Source organism: Shewanella litoralis, assembly GCF_009828585.1.
GTDB lineage: Bacteria > Pseudomonadota > Gammaproteobacteria > Enterobacterales > Shewanellaceae > Shewanella > Shewanella litoralis.
Window position 1 is genome coordinate 1 of the sequence record NZ_WSRZ01000023.1, and the last position, 18,502, is coordinate 18,502.

An 18,502-nucleotide genomic window follows, 5' to 3' on the forward strand; every position below is an offset into this window, starting at 1 on the left:
GTTAAAGAGCGTACTAATACCAAAAGAATCAATCTTTCGCTTAGTGGCCGTTGACGCTAGGTCGTCGGCTTGGGCTGCGTATTCTACGCTTTCCCGTGTCGGCGTCAAGTGTTTTTTCAAACTTTTTTTCGCCTTGAACTCAGTATTTTAAAGCACTTTATTCAACCTAACCCGGTGACCGCTTTCGCTGTCTGCCGTGTCAGTGGATGCGCATTATAGGCACCGAGAGATTTAGTGCAACCCCTTTTTTAATGTTATTTGTTGTTTTCGACTTGTTTGCGGATAATTTAGCCTGACCAGCTAGTTTTTAAGCATTATACTGTCACAAACCATGAATATATAAGGATTGTTATGTCTACGAACGTAAGAACTTACCAAGGAATACACCCTGATTTAGCTGATAGTGTCTATGTTGATGAGTCGGCTGTGCTTGTAGGTGATATAAAATTAGACCATGACGCAAGTATCTGGCCTCTTGTTGCTGCTCGTGGTGACGTGAATATAATACGTATTGGTAAACGTAGTAATGTTCAAGATGGCAGCATATTACATGTTACTCGAAAATCTGCTGCTAACCCTGAAGGTCACCCATTGATTATTGGTGACGATGTGACGATTGGTCACAAAGCTATGCTGCATGGTTGTAAGGTTGGCCATCGTGTATTAATTGGCATGGGGGCGATTTTACTTGATGGTGCAATAGTAGAAGATGATGTCATTGTTGGTGCTGGTTCTTTGGTACCACCAAATAAAGTGCTACAAAGTGGTTTCTTATATGTAGGTAGCCCTTGTAAACAGGCTAGACCGCTAACAGATGCAGAACGAGCCTTCTTACCACAGTCTGCTGATAATTATGTACGTCTGAAAAATGAATATTTAGTCGATTTGCAGCAATCAAGCTAATCCTGCTCAGTGTAATGGGCCATATCCTTTGTGCCCATTTCATATTTACCCTATTAAAACAGCCTTCTGTCTAATGTTGTGGCTATTGCACTTGATTAAACGGCATTGCTTTATATGATAGATGTTCTTGAATGTGATTTTTCACTTCAGGATTTACTTATATAAAGTCAAAAGTGTTCACTTGGTCTACATTTAAGTTGTTCCAATAAAACACTGTTCTGTTTATATATTGCTATAAACCGTTAATGACGCTTTATGAACAAGGATGATTCGGTGCACCACAAAAATCTACAGCAAAATACACACAAAGCGTACATCGATATCAAGCAGCATTTATTACTGCTGGTTATTCCATTGCTACTTATTAGCATTTTGACTTTTGTGTTCATTGATGCCGACCAAGCCTATTTGTACTTGTTGCTGATTTGCGCTGGCTACGTGACAAGTTATGCGGTGACCTACTATGTCCATAAGCAGAATATGTTGCGTCTTTGGCAGCACTTAGCTCAGGTGGTACGGATTAATGATACAACTTTTGAGTTAGTTAATTTATCTAATCAGTACGATTCCGAAAAATCCTTTTTAGATGCTTTATTACAAAAAGCAGTAAATGCAATTGACGATGCGGAAATGGGTAGCATTATATTAGTTGATAATGCCGCTAATCGCTTACAGTTTGAGTCTGTTATTGGTTTGAATATTGACACTCTGCGCAGTATTAACTTTACCCTTGAAGAAACCTTTTTATACCGATTAACGAAGGGCCGTTTCGATAAAGCCGTCGTCATTAATAATATGCGAAACATTAATGCCAAAAGCACCCTGACAGATGATGATCAATTTGTTCTACTCAATGCATCGTCAAAGCCAATTTGTTCAACATTATCTAGCCCAATTAGAATTGAAGGTCAGCTATACGGGATGATGAACCTCGACAGTAGCAAAATGGAAGCTTTTGGTGAATATGATATTAATCTTGTTAACATTCTCACCTCAGAGGCGGCCAATGCTATTTCTTTGTATCAAAAATCGAAAAAAATCGAAGTGATGGCTAATTTCGATGGTTTAACAAACTTGTATAACCGTAAAAAATTTGATGCTGCTATTTTGCAATGGCAACACGATGCGACTTTAGCAAGCTATATTGTCATTCTGGATATGGACAACTTGAAACCACTGAATGATTTACACGGCCATCAAGCTGGTGATGATGCACTTAAAGCCTTTGCTCATGCATTAAAATCAATGTGGCACCCAGGCTTTTTGGTTGCTCGATATGGTGGAGATGAATTTGTTGCACTATGCCGTGGCCCGATAGAGACGTTAGAGGCACAGATAAATCAACTGCAACAAAATTTAGCTCTGCTGTCGCCAGCCATTCATTTTAGTTATGGCATAGCGCAATACCAACAAGATTGGCAAAGTGCATTTAAGCTGGCTGATAGCAATATGTATCAACAAAAGCGCCTTAAAAAACAAAACCCTATTAATTGAATATTTTGCCTAGATTGAAAATCAATTACTGACGGATTAAATTTCCACATCACCCTTGTCGTTAAAGACTTCTCGCTCTATCTGCGCTTCTGCTTTATCTTCTAAATCAAAACGGCAAAGCTCAAACAGGTTGGCAGCATTTGATAAGTTGACCTCTTGTTGCTCACACAACTGACTTATCGTACTGAAACGGGCATAACAATTGATATTGGCCCCTTGCTGTTGGGCAATAAATTTCACTTTATCTGCTTCAATATATAATTGGTCGGTAAAAATGATGCTTTGATTCATTACTCGACAGCCTCTTGTGCCAATAATTCGCGAAGCTTACGCAATACAGGACCTTTGTCTGGAGTAACATCGCACCATAAACTGAAACTTGCCGCCGCTTGCCCTACTAGCATGCCTAAGCCATCTGCAGTTTTACGCGCATGTTGTGCCTGAGCCCACTGATTAAACATTGTAGTTTGCTGGCTATACGTCATGTCGTAACAATCGGTAGTTTCATCGACGATAGTATCGGGTAAAGAAATAAGCTGCCCAGATAAACCGGCTGAGGTTGAGTTAATCACTAAATCAAATGGTGAAGTTAATTCTTCAATCGGTTTAGCAAAGAAGTTACCGTACTCATTAAATAACGTTTGTAGTTGTTCTGCTTTCTCGTGAGTGCGATTGCAAATAACCAATTGCGACACATTATGCTGCAAGATAGGTAAAATGCAGCCCCTGGCCGCGCCACCAGCACCCACCAGTAATACGCGCTTACCTCTTAATGACCCAAACAGCATTTCTAAATCGTTAACCAGCCCAACTCCGTCAGTATTGCCACCACCGATTTTCCCATTAGGTAGGTTAAACAAGGTATTAACAGCGCCAGCTAGTTTAGCCAGCTCACTGAGTTCATCACACATGGCAAAGGCTTGTTCTTTAAAAGGTGCGGTAACATTAGCGCCTTTACCACCACTGGCAAAAAACTCAGTTAATGAAGTAGAGAATTGATCTACCGGCGCGAGAATAGCTTCGTAACTCATATCTTGTTGGGTCTGCTGAGCAAACTCACGATGAATAAATGGCGACTTGCTTTGGGCAATAGGATTGCCAAATACCGCGTATTTGTCGGTCATCAAACTCTCTCTTCATTCACATGATTAAATCTAACGATACGCTGCTGGCATATCTGTTTTATGCTGATAGCGATCGCGCAGCTCATCTTGACGGCTTTGCAAAGATTGCTCTTCACCTGCAATCCACATCTTTTGAACTTTGCTGCTAAATTCAAACGGGTCGCCACTCCATAATACTAAATCAGCGGGTTTACCGACGGCAATACGTCCACTGTCTAGATGAAAAATATCTGCGATGTTAGCCGTTACAGCTGCCATAGCGGTATTATAATCCATACCATTAGCAACGGCATTGCCTGCGCTGTAACGCAATGCATATATGCTATGGCTGTCGCCAGGTAAAGCAATCGCCACTTTAACGCCTGCTTTTGCTAACTGACCAGCATTATTGAGTGAATTATGCAGCGAGTCAAAACTGTCAGGTAAATTGCGCATGGCATCGATTACCACTGGAATGCTGGCTTGTACCAATTGCTCGGTAACCAGCACTGCATCGGCGCCATTAACAATCACCACATCTAAATTGTAAACTTGTTTAAGCTTAATTAAGTGCATGATATCGCTTGCACGGTCAACCGCGACAATCAATGGTTTTTCACCGGCTAATACTGCCGAAATGATGCTATCTTCACGACTCGGCTCGTCGCTATCATCTTTATCTGACTGATTGGCTTTTTTGGCTTGGGTGAATGCTTTTTGGGCATCTTCAAGTTGATGTATTAGCTGTTGCATTCCCATTGCGCGCGAGCCTTCATCCGTGGCCCCTAGTTGCACAAATAAACCGGTATTACTGGCGATAACGCTATCAAAATCACCGGTTAGATCGACGACAAAAGTTTGCCCCGCAAAAATGCTTTCTCCGCCATTAGAGGTCACAATGTTACGTGTTATTCCCCCTTTGCGTGCAAAAGGGATCGTGGTGGTTTTAGGATTAAAAGCAAGGCTTGGATCAAAGGTGATATCTGCCTCTTTATCACTGGCGTCTCTAGAGGTAGCCACAGCGCCGACTTCGACTAAGCCCATGTCGTTCATCGCAGCGATAAAGCCTGGCGTTAGCATTGCCCCTTTCGCATCGATTGTTTTATCAGCTTGTAAGCTTTGGGGGTTAATCGCTGTAATGGTGCCGTTTTCAATCACCACTGTCGCATTATTCAGTACGCCCGACTCTGTTGCGGTATGCACTGTGGCATTGATTATCGCTAAGCTTTCCGCTTGCGCAACATTCGCGCTCAAAGCCACACTAAGAGATAAGCTCAAAGCAAGCGCTGATTGAGTAAATAATGTCATTGTCTTACTCCTTATTGCTGACCTAACATAAAGTCACTTTGCGCCTGATAGGCAGGGTCTTGGCGGTCATACACTTTGGCGCCATCAATAAACACTTTTTCAGCTTGGGCATAGACGCTAAATGGATTGGTATTCCATATCACCACATCTGCATTTTTACCGGCTTCAAGCGACCCGGTTTTATCACTTATGCCTAATGATTTAGCTGCATTCGCGGTAATCCAACCAATCACATGTTGCTCTGTTAACTCAAAACCATTGTCGTTTGCGGCATGCATGATTTTTGCGGTTTCTTGATTGAGTCGCTGAATAGTCACACCAGAGTCTGAATGCACAACAGCACAAGAATTTTTAATCGCATCAACCATGGCGACATTTTCAAGTACCATGTCGTAGGCTTCTAATTTAAAACCCCACCAGTCTGGCCACATCGCGGCACAGTTACCATTTTCGGCCAGTAAATCGGCAATTTTATAAGCTTCTACTGCATGGTGGAATGTCCCAGCGTGATAACCAAACTCTTTGCCTAGGTCGATCATCATTGCCATTTCTTCAGCTTTGTAGCAGTGATTATGAATGAGAATATCGCCTTCAAGCACACCTTTAAGGGTGTCTTTCATTAAGTCGCGCTCTGGCGCAACCGGGTTTTTACCTGCGGCGTAGTCTGCATCGTATTTATCCCATGCGCGTTTGTATTCAGTTGCTTGAATAAAAGCGGTGCGATAGCCAGCCATATTTCCCATGCGGGTCATGGGTAATTCATTACGGCTGCCGTATAGGTTTTTAGGGTTTTCACCACAGGCCATTTTTAAACCATAAGGCGCATGGGGGAACTTCATCGCTTGCATGGTCGTGGCTGGAACATTTTTGAGTGTGACTCCACGGCCACCAATCAAGTTAGCTGAACCGGGTAAAATTTGCAGGGTGGTAATCCCGCCTTCTCGAGCACGATTAAAACCGGGATCTTGCGGCCATACGCTATGTTCAGCCCAAACTTCAGCCGTAACAGGATTGGTCATTTCATTGCCGTCATTATGAGATTCAGCATTGGGGCTTGGGTATACACCTAAGTGCGAATGCACATCAATAATACCAGGCGTGATCCACTTACCTTTGGCATCGACAATCACCGCACCTTCTGCAACCAATTGTTGCCCAACTGCACTAATTTTACCCTCTTTGATCAACACATCAGCATCTTCGTGACGCTCGCCTGTACCGGTTAATACTGTGGCATTTTTAAGTAACGTCATTGAATTAGGTAGCGCATAATAAGTACTGGGGTACGGATTTGCGTTGATAGTCACTTGCGGATCTTGCTGTTCGGCTGGGCTACAACCGGCTATTGCGGAAGTTAATGTCACAGCAACCAAAGAAGGCATGAGTTTTGCCATTGGGGTCTCCTTTCTTATTTTGCGACCAATCTAACCAAGTTAACGCTTGAAATACAGCGTAATCGTTAAATAATTGGTATCAAAACGTTAACAACAAAATCATTCTGTGAGGCGATAGATTAGATATAATGGATGCAACATTCTTGACGACACAACACGATGAACTGGTTACGTAAACTATTCACTAAAACGCAAGCAAACGATGACAGAGATACCACGCAATCTAATGCCTACGATATAATTGGTGGCGATAAAGTGATTCGCGCGATAGCTCATGACTTTTATCAGCAAATGCAAACTCGGCCTGAAACTCAAAGCTTACTCGCCATGCATCGCTCTCCTATTGCTGACTCTGAACAAAAATTATATGAATTTTTAAGTGGTTGGCTTGGTGGGCCACAACTGTATCAACAGAAACATGGTCACCCTGCGCTTCGAGCAAGACATATGCCTTTTGCGATTAATGAGTCAATGCGCGATCAATGGCTAATATGTATGCATGCAGCAATTCACAATTCAATAAAAAAGCCTGAACATCAACAAGTGATTATTCAGGCTATTTCAACGTTAGCTGACAATATGCGCAACAGATAATGGCTAACGCAATGTCGCTAACTCATGTTACTAACTCACAGTTAAGCTTGCGCTAACCAGTCTTGTGGTTTTAAGTAAACATCGTACAATTCGGCTTCTGCTGTGCCTTCTTCTGGGGTAAATGCATATTCCCAGCGGACTAATGGCGGCATTGACATCAGTATTGACTCGGTGCGACCACCGGTTTGCAAACCAAACAAAGTGCCACGGTCATAAACCAAATTAAACTCTACATAACGACCACGACGGTATAGCTGGAACTGACGTTCATCATCGCCATACTCTAATGCTTTATTGCGCTCAACAATTGGCGCATAAGCTTCAATAAAACCATTACCGACCGCTTGCATAAACGCAAAGCTTCGCTCAAAACCAGGTTGATTTAAATCATCAAAAAATAATCCACCAACACCACGCGTTTCATTGCGATGCGGCAAAAAGAAGTATTCATCACACCATTTTTTGTATTTTGGATAAACATCTTCACCAAATGGGTCACAAATATCTTTCGCTGTTTGATGCCAGCTAACCACATCTTCTTTAAATGGATAATAAGGCGTTAAGTCAAACCCACCACCAAACCACCACACAGGATCCGCGCCTTCTTTACGGGCAATAAAAAAACGCACGTTGGCATGAGTAGTTGGAATAAACGGGTTATTAGGGTGGATAACTAATGACACCCCCATAGCCTCAAAACTACGGCCAGCTAATTCTGGACGATGTGCAGTTGCGGATGCAGGCATAGCAGCGCCCATCACATGTGAAAAATTTACCCCAGCCTGTTCAAATACCAGCCCTTGTGTCATTACACGGCTAGTACCACCGCCACCTTCTTCACGCTCCCACGAGTCGGCTTTAAACGTTGCTTTACCGTCGAGCTGTTCTAAACGCTGACAAATATTTTGCTGAAGTGCCAACAGAAACGATTTTACTTGTTGTGCATCCGGCACATGATGTTGGGTATTGGGCATGTTTTTAGCTTCCACTTCGAAGAATTTGACCACTGCGGGCATCAATAATGGTCGATGGCTGACGTTGCTCACCAAGTTGACCTAAGATTAATGCCTCAATTTTATCGCTAAAATCAGTGATGATTTGTTGTGCATCGACCACTGGCGGCTCACCCGCTAAATTGGCACTGGTCGAAACTAATGGTTTATTCAGGGTATCGCACAGTTCGCGCACCACAGGATGAGCAGATACTCTTACTGCGATTGAATCAAACTCGCCACATAATAGCTTAGATACACGCGGCTTAATTGGCATTACAAACGTAAATGGCCCTGGCCATTTAGATTGCGCAAACTGCAACTGCGACTCAGTAAGCTGAGTAATATCAATGTAAGGCAATAGTTGTTCAAATGAACTTGCCACCAAAATAAGGCCTTTTTGCCAAGGTCGCTGCTTTACTGCCAGTAATTTTTCAATGGCGGCATCATTATCAGGATCACACCCTAAACCAAACACCGCTTCTGTTGGGTAAGCTATTACATCACCTTGTTGTATGGTGGTGGCGACAGCCGATGGCTGCAATTGCAACATTGGATTTCCTTTCATCTATTTAATGGTGGTAATAACGAATTAAAGCGCTCGCTTATATTTACAAGATTTTTGTGGGCACTCAAGGCGACTGCCAGCTGCACCTTTACGTTCCACTAAAATCCCAAAGCCGCAATCAGGGCAAGGCTCATTATAAGGAGGATAGTTTACGATAAACTTACATTTAGGGTAGGCACTACAAGCAAAAAAAGTCTTACCATAGCGGCTGGTCCGAGACTCCAAATGGCCTTTATTGCATTGAGGGCATGCGATTTGTTCAGCTTCATTGCTGTGATCATGTTTTTCAATGTGGGTGCATTCTGGATAGTGTGTACAACCAATAAAAATACCAAAACGACCAGACTTCACTGCTAACTCATGGCCACATTTTGGGCATTGTGAACCACTAATCACTTGAGTTTCTATCGACTCGTGTTGCACTAAAGGCCGCGTATAATCACACGTGGGATAATTATTGCAGCCGACAAAACTGCCATGCTTACTGTGTTTAACCGACAGCTCTGAACCACAAACAGGACAAAGCTCAAACTCTTTTTCCAGTGCATGCTCGTGGACAGTAAACAGCTGTTGATCAATTTTCGACATGGTGCTCTCAATGAATAATATTCTATAGATCTAAAAAAGGAGGCTAAGCCTCCTTTCTGTTATGAGTGTAAGCGCCCTTCTGGCTGCTCGAAGATTAAATCTTCCATTTGCTCGTAGGCTGACTCATTTCCTGGCACATTGAATAGTACCATTAATACTACCCACTTGAGATCTTCTAACACCAACGTCGGCTCGTCTAACTCCATAACACGGTCAATGACCATCTCACGAGTTTCAACACTGAGCACTTGGATTTGTTCTAAGAACAATAAAAAACCACGGCTCTCAACATCTAACTTAGCCATTTCCGCTTTGGTGTAGATACGGAATGAATGTTGCGCATGATTGCACAAATACGGCTTATCGCTTTCTTGTAGATCAGCTAAGTGCTCTAACCAAGAAAGGGCTTTTATAATATCGACTTGATGAAAACCCGCTCGAGTTAACTCTTTCGTGAGCTCATCTTCATCCACTAATAGTTCAATTTCACTATGAACATAATTTTCAAATAAATACATGAGGATATCGAACATGGCTAACTCCTCTTTAGTCTGACGTAACCACCGGGCACAGCTGCAACCCACCCTTGTAATTCAAGCTCAAGCATTTGTACTAACACCAGATCTATTGGCTTCCCACTATCCTCAACCACTGCATCAATTGCAGTCGTTTCATATCCTACACTAGCTAACAGCGAAGGAAATGGCAAATCACAAATGTCATTATCCTGTATATGGTGCCGCTGATGCAATTGTTCAAGGTGATAATCTGACAAACTGCCTAACTCTTCTATTATATCGGCAGCAGACTCAACAAGTTTTGCACCATTTTTGATTAAATCATGACACCCCTGGCTGTATCCACCTAAAACGGACCCTGGCACGGCAAACACTTCCCGGTTTTGCTCCATTGCTAGCCGAGTGCTAATTAATGAGCCACTTTTACGACTGGCTTCAACCACTACGGTGCCCAGACTTAAACCACTGACAATACGATTACGTTTAGGAAAGTTACCCGCATAGGGTCCAATATGCGGCCAATACTCGCTCATCACACAACCAGAATGAATGATGTCGTGATACAACTGTTGGTGCCGTTGAGGGTAAATCCGTTCAACGCCCGTACCTAAAACCGCCAAAGTTGAACCATTAGCGGCTAACGTTGCTTTGTGGGCCGCGCCATCAATCCCTGTGGCCATACCACTGGTAATGGCAAAACCTTGAGTCGATAAGTTATATGCGAGTTCTGCAGCCATATCTATCCCCCCTCGAGAAGCATTACGACTGCCCACAATAGCAATACTTGGTATCACTAAAGATTCAATTGCGCCTTTAATGAATAGCACCAATGGTGCATCGCTAATTTGCTGTAATAATGGAGGGTAGAGAGGATCTGAGGGAGTTAAAATATAATGATTTGGCTGCGATTGTTGCCATGTTAATGCCTGCTCAACTTTATCAACGTCGATACGGCATTTTGCCAGCAGGTTTGCCGATAGCGGCAATCCCTGAGGTTCATACTCAAGACGTTGACGAAGCTCTTCAACGTCCATTTGAGTGAGTAATTGTTGAATCCGGGCGGGTCCTAACCCGGATACTGCACAAACAATGAGCCAGTCGACCAGCTTATCTGAAATTATTCACCTTTTAAGGTTAACGGCTCAGGCTTAACTAACTTGTCACCAACACGAGCGGGGCGCTCATTAAACATGATTAGGCCTAAACTGGTTTTATCAAATACTTTAAAGACCAGTAAATTGCCATGAAAGACATCAGGCATTTTATGAATCGTGTCTTCAGAGAAGTGTGCGAGCACCTTGTCGTAAGATGAACGGTCTAACGTACGAACAGGTAAACCATCATTATTAATCGTAATATCTTCACCGTCGCGATACATTGAAAAAACATGACCAGTCTCAACACCGTCTTCACTACCACGGTCAAGGTAAACTACATCTAACTTACCGGCTTCACGAATTTTGCCATTAATGGCAATAATCGTAGCGGGTACCGCAAGGTCTGCAGCTTTAGGCACAAAGTAGGCTGACATTAAGGCTTCATCTTCTACTGGCGCAACTTTAAAGCCGCCTTTCGTTTCACGTAAGCTACTTAGCAGCTCTACTTTTGAAATCGGCCCTGACTCAATCACTCGGCCGCTTGAGGCTAAAATCATCTCTTGGCCTAATAAAGCATCGCGCTCTAGTGAGAAAAACTCTTGGCCTTTTTCGTACATGGCCACTTTGAGCCCAAGTTCAAGTTGTGCATTAACATAAATAATATCACTGACCACATGGTGAATAGATGGACTTTCACCACTCATCACCATAGGTAAACTGGCATACCAAGCAGGGTCAACCACGCGATGTTGGACTAAATAAGGTTGTATTAGCGCTAAATCGACCGCAGGAATGGGACCGTCTTTTGATGCGATTCGACCCTCAGGGCTTTTTTTGATGTGCTGTTTCACCACTAATCGTGGTTGACCATCAATAAACACCAATGTCAGTCTATCGCCAGGATAAATTAGATGTGGGTTAGCAATTTGTGGGTTTACGCCCCACAATTTAGGCCAACGCCATGGATCATTTAAAAAGTATCCAGAGATATCCCACAACGTATCGCCTTTTTTAACGACATACGTATCAGGATGCCCAGCTTTTAAAGTTAATGTATCAGCATTAACTCCAAAAATATTTAATGATAAAAAAGCAAGTAAAAGTAAGCGTTTCATGGTGCGGTCCATGTTGTTTAGCTCTTTATTAGAGCTTTTTACTGTTATTGATAGGCGGTAAGGATTAAAATTACCCTAATCGCAACAGCCAGTATAGCTAACTGGCTGAAATTTGACAGACTTGTTAAGAGTTTATATATGCCAATATTAAATGTTTTACGATTTCCAGATGAGCGTTTACGCACTATTGCAGAGCCGGTGACAGATTTTGGGCCAGAACTACAAACCCAAATCGATAACATGTTAGAAACAATGTACGAAGAAAAAGGCATTGGCCTTGCAGCTACGCAGGTAGATTTTCATAAACAGCTCATCGTAATGGATTTACAAGATGATGTTGAGCGCCCAACCATTTTCATTAACCCGCAAATTATTAAAAGTAGCGGTGATTTTGCTAATGAAGAAGGTTGTTTATCCGTTCCAGGTATTTATGCCAAAGTGGATCGTGCTGAGTTTGTAACCCTAAAAGCACTCGACCGTCACGGCAAAGAATTTACCGTAGAAGCCGACGAACTGTTTTCAATTTGTATTCAACACGAAATGGACCATCTCAAAGGGAAGTTATTTGTTGATTACTTGTCACCACTTAAACGTCAGCGCATCAAAACTAAGCTTGAGAAAGAAGCCCGCTTAGCCGCTAAATAGGAAACGATTTGAAACCGTTAAAAATTATCTTTGCCGGTACTCCGGATTTTGCCGCCAGACATTTACAGGCGCTAATTGACTCACAACATGAAGTGATTGCTGTTTACTCCCAACCAGATAGACCGGCTGGTCGTGGAAAAAAACTGACAGCGAGCCCAGTTAAAGTACTGGCGCAAGAACACAACATAGCCGTTTTTCAACCTGCATCACTACGTAACGAAGCGGCGCAACAAGAATTAGCTAATTTGCAAGCCGACATCATGGTCGTGGTGGCATATGGGTTAATCTTGCCAAAGATAGTACTTGATACACCAAGGTTAGGTTGCATCAATGTACACGGTTCAATATTACCACGCTGGCGTGGGGCTGCACCTATTCAACGTGCACTATGGGCTGGCGACAGTGAAACCGGCGTCACCATTATGCAAATGGATGTTGGTCTTGATACGGGCGATATGCTGCTAAAAACGCACTTACCAATAGAAGCAACCGACACCTCAGCAAGCCTTTATGAAAAACTAGCAGAACAAGGGCCAACCGCCTTAGTTGAAGCACTAACCGGGTTAAGCGAAGGTAACCTTCAAGCACAAAAGCAAGATGAAAGCCTAGCAAACTATGCCGAAAAACTGTCTAAGGAAGAAGCACGCCTTGATTGGCATAAAAGTGCCAAACAGCTATGGCAAGAAATTAGAGCCTTTAATCCTTGGCCAGTCAGTTACTTTGAACACCAACAAAGCGTGATTAAAGTATGGCAGGCCACTTACAATGCTCAAGCATGCTCGCAAGCCCCTGGCACGGTGATAGCCGCCACCAAACAAGGTATTGAAGTTGCAACGGCTGATGGCTCATTAGTCATTGAAACCATGCAATTACCCAACAAAAAGCCACTTGATGTGGCAGATATTCTTAATGCTCGTGGTGATTGGTTTACTGCTGGTGTGTGTTTAAACCAAGAGGCTAACTAGCATGAATGTGCGTGCACTTGCTGCTAAAGCGATTTATGAAGTACTTGAAAAGGGCATGTCACTGTCGGTTGCGCTTCCTGAGCAACAGCAACACCTTGAAAACGGTAAAGACAAAGCCTTGTTAGCCGAACTCTGCTATGGGGTTATGCGTCAATTACCGCAACTAGACAAATGCGTCAGTGACTGCTTGGCTAAACCATTTAAAGGCAAACAACGCATTTTGCATCAGTTATTGATTGTGGGTTGTTATCAACTTTACTTCACCCGTATTCCTGCACATGCCGCCATTTCAGAAACCGCAGAAGCCTGTCGGCAATTGCGTTTTGATGGATTAGTAAAGGTCGTTAATGGCGTTTTACGTAATATTCAACGCCAAGATGCAACCTTAAATACCGACTCAGATACTCTGCGTTTTAATACCCCAGCCTGGTTTATTAAACGCTTACAACAAGCCTATCCAGACAACTGGCAAGCCATTATTGAGCAAAGCCATCAGCGTCCCCCCATGTGGCTTCGTAACAATCGTTTATCGCAATCGCGTGAAGACTACTTAAGCGCATTAGCCGCACAAGAAATTAGTGCCCAAGCAGGCCCAAGCCCAGATTCAATATTGCTAGACAGCCCTAAAGATGTCGCCAACTTGCCCGACTTTATGCAAGGCGCGGCGTCGGTACAAGATGGTGCGGCCCAATGGGCTGCAACACTCTTAGCGCCTGCTGCAAATGAGCTCGTGTTAGATGCTTGCGCAGCACCAGGTGGTAAAAGTTGTCATTTAATCGAACTCGCCCCAAGCATTAATCTTGTTGCGGTCGATTTTGATGAAAAACGCCTCGCCCGAGTACAACAAAATCTGGACAGACTGCATTTAAAAGCGCAAGTTATTCACGGCGACGCCGCCAACATAGATTCATGGTGGCAAGGTCAGCAATTTGACCGTATTTTACTGGATGCACCATGCTCGGCAACTGGAGTGATCCGTCGTCACCCGGATATAAAATGGCTGCGTAAAAACAACGACATTGAAGAGTTAGCCACGTTGCAGCGACAAATTTTTGATCATTGTTGGCAATGGCTAAAACCAGGTGGCACATTACTGTATGCCACTTGCTCTATTTTACCGCAAGAAAACAGCCAGCAAGTTGAACAGTTTTTAGCGCGCACGCCAGACGCTAAGTTAGTGCCCATCGCACAACAGTCAAATCCCGAAGATATTGGTTGGCAGATTTTACCCGGCCAGGACAATATGGATGGCTTTTATTACGCACGCCTAGTTAAAGCAATTTAAGGATGTACCCAAAGCCATGAAAATTATTATTTTAGGGGCGGGACAAGTTGGTGGCACACTTGCTGAAAACTTGGTCGGCGAGAATAATGACATCACCTTAGTCGACAGCGACCGGGCACGATTAAGAATTCTACAAGATAAGTTCGATTTACGCGTAGTAGTTGGTCATGGCGCCCATCCAAGTGTTTTAAAAGAAGCCGGAGCAGAAGATGCCGACATGCTGATTGCTGTGACAAACAGTGATGAATGCAATATGTCTGCCTGCCAAATAGCCTACAGTCTATTTGGTACACCAACAAAAATTGCCCGCATTCGCTCTGAAGCCTACCTCGACTTACAAGATAAACTGTTTATTAGTAGTGAAATAAAGTCCGGTGATGCCAAACCTCGTGGTGGTTTTATTATCGATGAGCTCATCGCGCCTGAACAGTTGGTAACCACTTACATACAACGATTAGTTGAATACCCAGGGGCACTTCAAGTACTTGAATTTGCTAAAGGTAAATTAAGCTTGGTCGCGGTAAAAGCATACTATGGTGGCCCGTTAGTCGGTAATGCCCTCGCCACACTGCGTGAACATATGCCGAATATTGATACCCGAGTCGCAGCCATTTTTAGGCAAGGCAGACCCATTATGCCGCGCGGTACCACCATTATTGAAGCCGACGATGAAGTGTTCTTCGTTGCTGACAGTCGTCATATTCGTGCTGTAATGAGTGAAATGCAAAAACTGGATAATTCATACCGTAATATCATGATTGCGGGTGGGGGTAATATCGGTTTTGGCCTCGCACAAAAGTTGCAACGCACCCACTCTGTAAAGTTAATTGAACATCGCCAAGAACGTGCAGAACAGCTATCTGAGAAACTCGAAAAAACCACGGTGTTTTGTGGTGATGCATCTGATCAAGAATTACTCCTTGAAGAACATATAGACCAAACTGATGTGTTTATTGCCGTTACCAACGATGACGAAGCCAATATCATGTCAGCATTACTGGCAAAACGTATGGGCGCTAAAAAAGTCATGGTGCTTATTCAGCGTGAAGCCTATGTCGATATTGTGCAAGAAGCCAATATCGACATTGCCATTTCACCACAACAAGCCACCATTTCAGCGCTATTGACTCATATTCGCCAAGGCGATATTTGTAACGTTTACTCATTACGCCGAGGCGCAGCAGAAGCCATTGAAGCTATTGCGCATGGTGATTCAAGCACTTCAAAAGTGGTTGGCAAGCAAATTGGTGAGATAAAACTGCCGCCCGGTACCACCATTGGTGCAATAGTTCGTAACGACGAGGTATTGATGGGCCATGACAAAACTGTCATCGAGCAAGGCGACCATGTGATTTTATTCTTGGTAAATAAAAAGTTTATTGGTGATGTAGAAAAGCTGTTCCAACCGAGTGCATTTTTCTTTTAGGTTTTTATGTTTAACATAAAACAACTTATTTTTATTCTGGGTATTTTTCTCTCGATACTCACAGGGTTTATGTTGGTGCCAATGGCATTCGCGCTATTTTATGGCGAAGAGACCATTGGCGATTTTATGATATCGGGCTTATTTACCGGCTTTATCGCCATTCTTTGTCTGCAAAATGGCCGTAATCGACAATTTAATCTCAATATTCGAGACATGTTCATGCTCACCAGCGTGACGTGGTTTGTGGTCAGTCTTTTTGCAGCATTGCCTTTCACCTTGTACCACGGCATCAACTACACCGATGCCTTTTTTGAAACCATGTCAGGTATCACTACCACAGGCTCTACCGTGCTCAGCGGCTTAGATACCATGGACCACAGTATTTTAGTGTGGCGTTCTCTGTTGCAATGGCTGGGTGGTATCGGCTTTATTGTGATGGCAGTAGCGATATTACCTTTTTTAAACGTGGGTGGTATGCGGCTATTTAGAACAGAATCATCTGACTGGAGCGACAAAACCATGCCGCGCACCCAGAATATGGCCAAGCATTTATTTCAGATTTATTTTGCGCTTACACTGTTATGTGCCCTAGCCTACCACCTTGCTGGAATGCACTGGTTTGAAGCCATTAACCACGCAATGACCACGTTATCAACCGGTGGCTACTCAACGTCAGACCGCTCCATGGCAGCATTTTCACATGAAGCTCATTGGGTGGGTATCGTATTTATGCTAGCGGGTGGATTACCGTTAATCATGTTTGTTCAGTCAATCCAACAACGCAGTCTACGATTATGGAATGACCAACAAGTAAAAGGCTTTTTACTGTTTGTGTTATTGGTGTCTTGTTCATTAGCATTTTGGTTGTGGCGACATCAGCATATGGATTTTATTGATGCTCTGAGGTTATCAAGCTTTAACGTAATATCCGTTATCACTACAACAGGTTACGGATTAACAGATTATCAAGCTTGGGGAGCGGTCGCGAGCGTGGTGTTTTTGTTCTTAATGTTTATCGGAAGCTGTTCTGGTTCAACGTCTGGTGGGATAAAAATATTTCGTTTCCAAATTGCCTTTTCAATTATGCGCCAGCAAATTAAACAACAATTTCATCCTAATGGCGTGTTTAAAGAAAAGTACAACGGCCATCGAATAAATGATGACATTGTTCGCTCAATTATGGCTTTTTTTATGTTGATGTTTGTGGTGATTTTAGGCTTATCGATTATTTTAGTGTCAACCGGCTTAGACCCAATGACCAGCTTTACCGGCGCAATCACCGCGGTAACCAATGTTGGGCCAGGGTTAGGGCCAATAATCGGCCCTGCGGGTAACTTTGCCCCCTTGCCAGATATTGCTAAATGGGCCCTCGCTGTGGGTATGCTTTTAGGGCGCCTGGAAATTCTCACCGTGGCGGTATTATTCCACCCGAAGTTTTGGCGCTTCTAGACCCTAGCTAAACTCAACTTGAGCCAGCTTAGCAATATGATTGCCATAAGCTTTTACATCTTGCCAATCAGTATAATCAATAATGGCGGTGGGATCTGTTGGTCCATCAGTCATTTTCATGATCAATCTAATCATTAAGCTGTCGTACCAAGGCCAGGATGGATAATCCACCTTACCGGCAATGATCTTAACATCTTGAGGTTTCCAGGCCGATAACGTTAAAAACTTCTGTAAATATTTATTGTTTTCAGGGATGCGCTTTTCTGGATTACGTGCCACAACGTTGACACAAAAAAAGCTATTTGGCATGTTCGACAATGCTTGCTGATGTTGGCTGACAAACTCAAACACCGATTTATGGTACGAGCCATATAAAACACAGGCGCCTAAAGCCACTGCCTGATATTTAGACCAGTCGATTGGCTGTTGTTTGGTGTCATGAATGTTCATCACATCACATTGATCGCCGTTAGCAATAATTTGCCCAGAAATTGCTCGACTAATTTGAGCCGTGTGCCCACCACGAGAATAATAAAGTACTAATATATGCGCCATGTTAGGTCTCATTACTGCGTTATTTGCCTCAGTTTGGCAAAAAAGGTCTTTTTAAACCTCTGCAATGATCACAAATTAGAAATAGCTCATATATTTAATAGTTAAAATTGAGATCTGTAAGGCGCGGAAGTATGATGACGTTAGATAGGCAGTTATGATTAAACTGAGCCACGTTCACCAGATAGGAACACACATGCAGCAAGATATCGATGTCGCAACCATGCTTAACAATGCAGAGACAGCCGCGCAATGGCTCAAGGCGATTGCTAACCCTTATCGACTGATGATTTTGTGTTTACTGCTGGAAAAAGAACACAGCGTAACAGAGTTGAATGAAACAGTACCCTTAAGCCAGTCGGCATTGTCGCAACATTTAGCGGTACTTCGTACACAAGACTTAGTCCATACACGTAAAAGCTCACAAGTGGTGTATTACACTCTTAAAAATGAGCAAGTAACCGAAGTGATATCCATTCTTCACCGCCGTTATTGCGCCTAATCTC

Annotated in this window: 20 protein-coding genes; 9 read left to right on the plus strand and 11 right to left on the minus strand. The window is 43.2% G+C overall.

Features of this window, described 5'->3' with window-relative positions:
• The first annotated feature begins 351 nt into the window (after positions 1 to 351).
• Positions 352 to 903, plus strand: a complete 552-nt coding sequence (locus GQA99_RS16345) for a gamma carbonic anhydrase family protein (protein ID WP_160055662.1) — start codon at positions 352 to 354, stop codon at positions 901 to 903.
• Between the two features lie 273 nt (positions 904 to 1,176).
• A complete protein-coding gene (locus GQA99_RS16350) occupies positions 1,177 to 2,397 on the plus strand; it encodes a sensor domain-containing diguanylate cyclase (protein ID WP_229785926.1) in 1,221 nt (406 codons plus the stop codon).
• A gap of 36 nt (positions 2,398 to 2,433) precedes the next feature.
• On the opposite strand, the gene GQA99_RS16355 is transcribed toward GQA99_RS16350, so the two are convergent.
• From GQA99_RS16355 to GQA99_RS16370, 4 genes are read right to left on the minus strand one after another with little or no spacing between them, the layout of a single operon-like run.
• Positions 2,434 to 2,688, minus strand: coding sequence for a DUF1488 family protein (locus GQA99_RS16355; protein WP_160055666.1), 255 nt, complete (start codon positions 2,686 to 2,688; stop codon positions 2,434 to 2,436).
• Positions 2,688 to 3,521 carry a shikimate dehydrogenase gene (gene aroE / locus GQA99_RS16360; RefSeq protein WP_160055668.1) on the minus strand — a complete coding sequence of 278 codons (834 nt, stop codon included), beginning with the start codon at positions 3,519 to 3,521 and terminating at the stop codon, positions 2,688 to 2,690. Before aroE ends, GQA99_RS16355 begins: the two co-directional genes overlap by 1 nt.
• 30 nt (positions 3,522 to 3,551) lie before the next feature.
• Complete coding sequence (locus tag GQA99_RS16365; protein WP_160055670.1) at positions 3,552 to 4,808, minus strand: amidohydrolase family protein; 1,257 nt, start codon at positions 4,806 to 4,808, stop codon at positions 3,552 to 3,554.
• Positions 4,809 to 4,819: 11 nt separating this feature from the next.
• On the minus strand, positions 4,820 to 6,202 hold the full coding sequence (locus GQA99_RS16370; protein ID WP_160055672.1) for an amidohydrolase: 1,383 nt from the start codon (positions 6,200 to 6,202) through the stop codon (positions 4,820 to 4,822).
• A gap of 159 nt (positions 6,203 to 6,361) precedes the next feature.
• Between GQA99_RS16370 and GQA99_RS16375 the strand changes: the two genes are divergently transcribed.
• Positions 6,362 to 6,796 (plus strand): group II truncated hemoglobin, encoded by a 435-nt coding sequence (locus tag GQA99_RS16375; RefSeq protein ID WP_160055674.1) that lies wholly within the window; start codon positions 6,362 to 6,364, stop codon positions 6,794 to 6,796.
• Positions 6,797 to 6,837: 41 nt separating this feature from the next.
• Here GQA99_RS16375 and hemF read toward each other — a convergent pair whose 3' ends face one another.
• The 6 genes from hemF to GQA99_RS16405 form a co-directional block, all read right to left on the minus strand.
• Positions 6,838 to 7,770, minus strand: coding sequence for an oxygen-dependent coproporphyrinogen oxidase (gene hemF / locus GQA99_RS16380; RefSeq protein ID WP_160055774.1), 933 nt, complete (start codon positions 7,768 to 7,770; stop codon positions 6,838 to 6,840).
• A 4-nt stretch (positions 7,771 to 7,774) separates the two neighbouring features.
• The gene (tsaC, locus tag GQA99_RS16385) at positions 7,775 to 8,341 is read right to left on the minus strand and encodes an L-threonylcarbamoyladenylate synthase type 1 TsaC (RefSeq protein ID WP_160055676.1); all 567 of its coding nucleotides are present in this window, start codon (positions 8,339 to 8,341) and stop codon (positions 7,775 to 7,777) included.
• A gap of 39 nt (positions 8,342 to 8,380) precedes the next feature.
• Positions 8,381 to 8,944, minus strand: coding sequence for a DNA topoisomerase family protein (locus GQA99_RS16390; protein WP_160055678.1), 564 nt, complete (start codon positions 8,942 to 8,944; stop codon positions 8,381 to 8,383).
• A 59-nt stretch (positions 8,945 to 9,003) separates the two neighbouring features.
• Positions 9,004 to 9,477 (minus strand): DUF494 family protein, encoded by a 474-nt coding sequence (locus GQA99_RS16395; protein WP_140232873.1) that lies wholly within the window; start codon positions 9,475 to 9,477, stop codon positions 9,004 to 9,006.
• A gap of 2 nt (positions 9,478 to 9,479) precedes the next feature.
• A complete protein-coding gene (gene dprA, locus GQA99_RS16400) occupies positions 9,480 to 10,496 on the minus strand; it encodes a DNA-processing protein DprA (RefSeq protein WP_160055680.1) in 1,017 nt (338 codons plus the stop codon).
• 83 nt (positions 10,497 to 10,579) lie between these two features.
• Positions 10,580 to 11,686, minus strand: a complete 1,107-nt coding sequence (locus tag GQA99_RS16405) for a LysM peptidoglycan-binding domain-containing protein (RefSeq protein WP_160055682.1) — start codon at positions 11,684 to 11,686, stop codon at positions 10,580 to 10,582.
• Positions 11,687 to 11,812: 126 nt separating this feature from the next.
• Here GQA99_RS16405 and def point away from each other — a divergent pair, with 126 nt between their 5' ends.
• The 5 genes from def to GQA99_RS16430 are packed head-to-tail and all read left to right on the plus strand — an operon-like array spanning position 11,813 to position 17,444.
• Positions 11,813 to 12,319, plus strand: coding sequence for a peptide deformylase (def, locus tag GQA99_RS16410; protein WP_206194584.1), 507 nt, complete (start codon positions 11,813 to 11,815; stop codon positions 12,317 to 12,319).
• An 8-nt stretch (positions 12,320 to 12,327) separates the two neighbouring features.
• Positions 12,328 to 13,284, plus strand: a complete 957-nt coding sequence (gene fmt, locus GQA99_RS16415) for a methionyl-tRNA formyltransferase (protein ID WP_160055684.1) — start codon at positions 12,328 to 12,330, stop codon at positions 13,282 to 13,284.
• A gap of 1 nt (position 13,285) precedes the next feature.
• Positions 13,286 to 14,569, plus strand: a complete 1,284-nt coding sequence (gene rsmB, locus GQA99_RS16420; RefSeq protein ID WP_160055686.1) for a 16S rRNA (cytosine(967)-C(5))-methyltransferase RsmB — start codon at positions 13,286 to 13,288, stop codon at positions 14,567 to 14,569.
• 16 nt (positions 14,570 to 14,585) lie between these two features.
• A complete protein-coding gene (trkA, locus tag GQA99_RS16425) occupies positions 14,586 to 15,995 on the plus strand; it encodes a Trk system potassium transporter TrkA (RefSeq protein ID WP_160055688.1) in 1,410 nt (469 codons plus the stop codon).
• A gap of 6 nt (positions 15,996 to 16,001) precedes the next feature.
• Positions 16,002 to 17,444, plus strand: a complete 1,443-nt coding sequence (locus tag GQA99_RS16430) for a TrkH family potassium uptake protein (protein ID WP_160055690.1) — start codon at positions 16,002 to 16,004, stop codon at positions 17,442 to 17,444.
• Between the two features lie 3 nt (positions 17,445 to 17,447).
• Here GQA99_RS16430 and hemG read toward each other — a convergent pair whose 3' ends face one another.
• The gene (gene hemG, locus GQA99_RS16435; protein WP_160055692.1) at positions 17,448 to 17,999 is read right to left on the minus strand and encodes a menaquinone-dependent protoporphyrinogen IX dehydrogenase; all 552 of its coding nucleotides are present in this window, start codon (positions 17,997 to 17,999) and stop codon (positions 17,448 to 17,450) included.
• 193 nt (positions 18,000 to 18,192) lie between these two features.
• On the opposite strand from hemG, the gene GQA99_RS16440 reads away from it, so the two are divergent.
• A complete protein-coding gene (locus GQA99_RS16440; protein WP_160055694.1) occupies positions 18,193 to 18,498 on the plus strand; it encodes an ArsR/SmtB family transcription factor in 306 nt (101 codons plus the stop codon).
• The last annotated feature ends 4 nt before the right edge of the window (positions 18,499 to 18,502 follow it).